The following is a 2,952-nucleotide window of genomic DNA, read 5'->3' as shown; positions in this document are numbered from 1 at the left end:
GTGCGGGGCGGTGCGACGGGGGTCCCGCGCGTCGGACGACCGGGTTCGGGGATTACAGGCGCGCCGCCAGGCGGGTGCCCTGGTCGATGGCCCGCTTGGCGTCGAGCTCGGCGGCCAGGTCGGCGCCGCCGATGAGGTGCAGGTCGACGCCCGCCGCGCGCAACGGCTCCTCGAGTTCGCGCACCGATTCCTGCCCGGCGCAGACGATCACATTGTCGACCTCGATGACGCGCGGCTTCTCGCGCTTCTCACCGAAGCTGATGTGCAGGCCCGCGTCGTCGATGCGCTCGTAGTTCACGCCGCCGACCTGCTCGACACCCTTGGCCTTGATCGCGGCGCGGTGCACCCAGCCGGAGGTCTTGCCGAGGTCCTTGCCGAACGGGGTCGACTTGCGCTGCAGCAGCACGACGTCGCGGGCGGCGGGGGAGGGCTTGGGCTCCTTGAGCTGGCCGCGGGACTGCTCGTCCTCGGAGTCCACACCCCACTCTTCCTTCCACTCGTCGAGCTTGAGCGTGGGATGGCCCTCGACGGTGAGGTATTCGCTGACGTCGTAGCCGATGCCACCGGCGCCGATCACCGCGACCTTCTTGCCGACCGGCTTCTCCTCCTTCACCAGCTCGGCGTAGGACAGCACCATCGGGTGGTCGATGCCGGGGATGTTGGGGATGCGCGGGCGCACACCGGTCGCCAGCACCACCGAGTCGTACTTGCCCGCGATGAGTTCGTCGGCGCCGACCCGCTTTTCGAGGTGCAGGGTGACACCGGTGAGCTCGATCTTGCGGCGGAAGTAGCGGATCGACTCGTCGAATTCCTCCTTGCCGGGGATGCGGCGGGCGATGTCGAACTGGCCGCCGATCTTGTCGTCGGCCTCGAACAGGTCGACGTGATGACCGCGCTCGGCGAGGCTGACCGCGGCCGAGAGCCCGGCCGGACCGGCGCCGACCACCGCGAAGCGCTTGGCCCGGCGCGTCGGCAGCAGCTGCAGCGTGGTCTCGCTACCCGCCCGCGGGTTGACCAGGCACGACACCTTCTTGTTGCCGAAGGCGTGATCGAGGCAGGCCTGGTTGCAGGCGATGCAGGTGTTGATCTCGTCGGTGCGGTCACCCTTGGCCTTGTTGGCCCATTCCGGGTCGGCCAGCAGCGGGCGGGCCAGCGAGATCAGCGCCGCGTCACCGCGGGTGAGGATCTCCTCGGCGATCTCGGGCATGTTGATCCGGTTCGACGCGCACACCGGGATGCTCACCTTGCGGGCGATCTTGGCGGTGAACTCGACGAATGCCGCGCGCGGCACCGAGGTGACGATGGTGGGGACCCGCGCCTCGTGCCAGCCGATGTCGGTATTGAGGATGTCGACGCCCGCGGCCTCCAATTCCTGGGCAAGGGCGATGATCTCCTCGAAGGTCTGGCCCTTCTCCACCAGTTCGGCCATCGACAGCCGGAACACGATGATGAAGTCGGGGCCGACCTTGGCGCGGATGCGCTTGGCGATCTCGACGGGCAGCCTGCGCCGGTTCTCCGGCGTGCCACCCCACTTGTCGGTGCGCTTGTTCACCCGCGGCGCGAGGAACTGGTTGATGAAATAGCCCTCACCGCCCATGATCTCGCAGCCGTCGTAGCCGGCGAACTTGGCCAGCTCGGCGCAGCGGGCGTAGTCGTCGATGGTGTTCTCGACGCCCTTGCTCGACAGCGCGCGCGGCTTGAACGGGTTGATCGCCGACTTGATCGCCGAGGCCGAAACACTGGTCGGCATGTAGGAATAGCGACCGGCGTGCAGGATCTGGATGGCGATCTTGCCGCCCTCGGCGTGCACCGCCTTGGTGATCCTGCGGTGGCGGTAGGCCTCGGTCTTGGTGGTCAGCTTGCCGCCGAACGGGAGCAGCCAGCCGGTGCGGTTGGGGGCGTAACCGCCGGTGATGATCAGGCCGACACCGCCGCGGGCGCGCTCGGCGAAGTAGGCCGCCAGCTTGTTGGTGTCCCAGGCGCGGTCCTCCAGACCGGTGTGCATGGAGCCCATGACCACCCGGTTGCGCAGGGTGGTGTGGCCGAGGTCGAGTGGCTCGAACAGGTGGGGATAGGCAGTCATGGAAGGTCGTCACCTTTTCGGGGTCGCAGGGCCTGCAGTACTTCGTCGCACCATTCGACGTAGCCGGACTCCGCGCGGATGCCCGCGCGCAGCACCAGATACTGGTGCAGGGCGGCGCCGGAGAGCTGGTCCGGTGCCGGGAAGAATTTCTTTTCGCTGAGCCGGTACTCGTCGAGTCGCTGCGCGTGCTGGGCGCGGTGGCGGGTCACCTCGGCGCAGACGGCGTCGAGGTCGCCGTACGCGGCGCCACGGATCTTCACGCCGAGCTCGTCGTGGGACGGGCTCGACTCGGTGGGTTCGGCGATCCAGCGGGCCAGTTCGGTATGACCGGCGGGAGCGACCGAGTACACCTTCTTGTCGGGTTTTCCCTGCTGAGCCACCGATTCCACGGTCACCCAGCCGGAATCCTCCATACGCTTGAGTACCCGGTAGATCTGCTGGTGGGTGGCACTCCAGAAATAGCCGATCGACTTGTCGAATCGGCGAGCGAGTTCATAGCCCGAACCGGCCCGTTCGCTGAGCGAGACCAGCAGCGCGTGCTCCAGTGCCATGGGACGAGGGTATCCGGAACGCGCGGTACTATGCAACCAGGTTCATATGAAATGACGGCGTGCCGAAACACCGATGTGTCCTGCCGGGAGCCGCGATCCCCTCTACGCTTCGGTCATGACCGAGGTGAACGCGTCCGAGACCGTCGGCGAGGCGGCCGGGCGCGGGCAGGTGCTGGCGTGGGGGCTGTGGGACTGGGGGTCGTCGGCGTTCCAGGCGGTCACCCTGACCTTCGTGTTCTCGGTGTATCTCACCGACAAGGTCGGCGACGACCTGACCAGCGATACACCCCCCCCCGCCCGGGGTGGGTGGGCGCGGGC

At 67.8% G+C, this 2,952-nt stretch carries 2 protein-coding genes and 1 pseudogene; 1 reads left to right on the top strand and 2 read right to left on the bottom strand.

Going from position 1 to position 2,952, the window contains the following annotated elements; genetic code table 11:
- Window positions 1–52: 52 nt before the first annotated feature.
- Together ACFWPJ_RS29225 and ACFWPJ_RS29220 are read right to left on the bottom strand one after the other, a co-directional pair.
- Entirely contained in the window at window positions 53–2,083 is a 2,031-nt protein-coding gene (locus ACFWPJ_RS29225; RefSeq protein WP_378856185.1) for an FAD-dependent oxidoreductase, read from the bottom strand.
- Window positions 2,080–2,634, bottom strand: a complete 555-nt coding sequence (locus ACFWPJ_RS29220; protein ID WP_378856183.1) for a PadR family transcriptional regulator — start codon at window positions 2,632–2,634, stop codon at window positions 2,080–2,082. The genes ACFWPJ_RS29225 and ACFWPJ_RS29220 overlap by 4 nt, the downstream gene beginning before the upstream one ends.
- 115 nt (window positions 2,635–2,749) lie before the next feature.
- Here ACFWPJ_RS29220 and ACFWPJ_RS29215 point away from each other — a divergent pair.
- A pseudogene (locus ACFWPJ_RS29215) lies at window positions 2,750–2,952 on the top strand (MFS transporter); the annotation flags it as partial.

This window comes from Nocardia sp. NPDC058497, assembly GCF_042720195.1.
Taxonomy (GTDB): domain Bacteria; phylum Actinomycetota; class Actinomycetes; order Mycobacteriales; family Mycobacteriaceae; genus Nocardia.
Note: the sequence above shows the minus strand (reverse complement) of the source record. Positions and strands in the feature narration are given on the sequence as shown.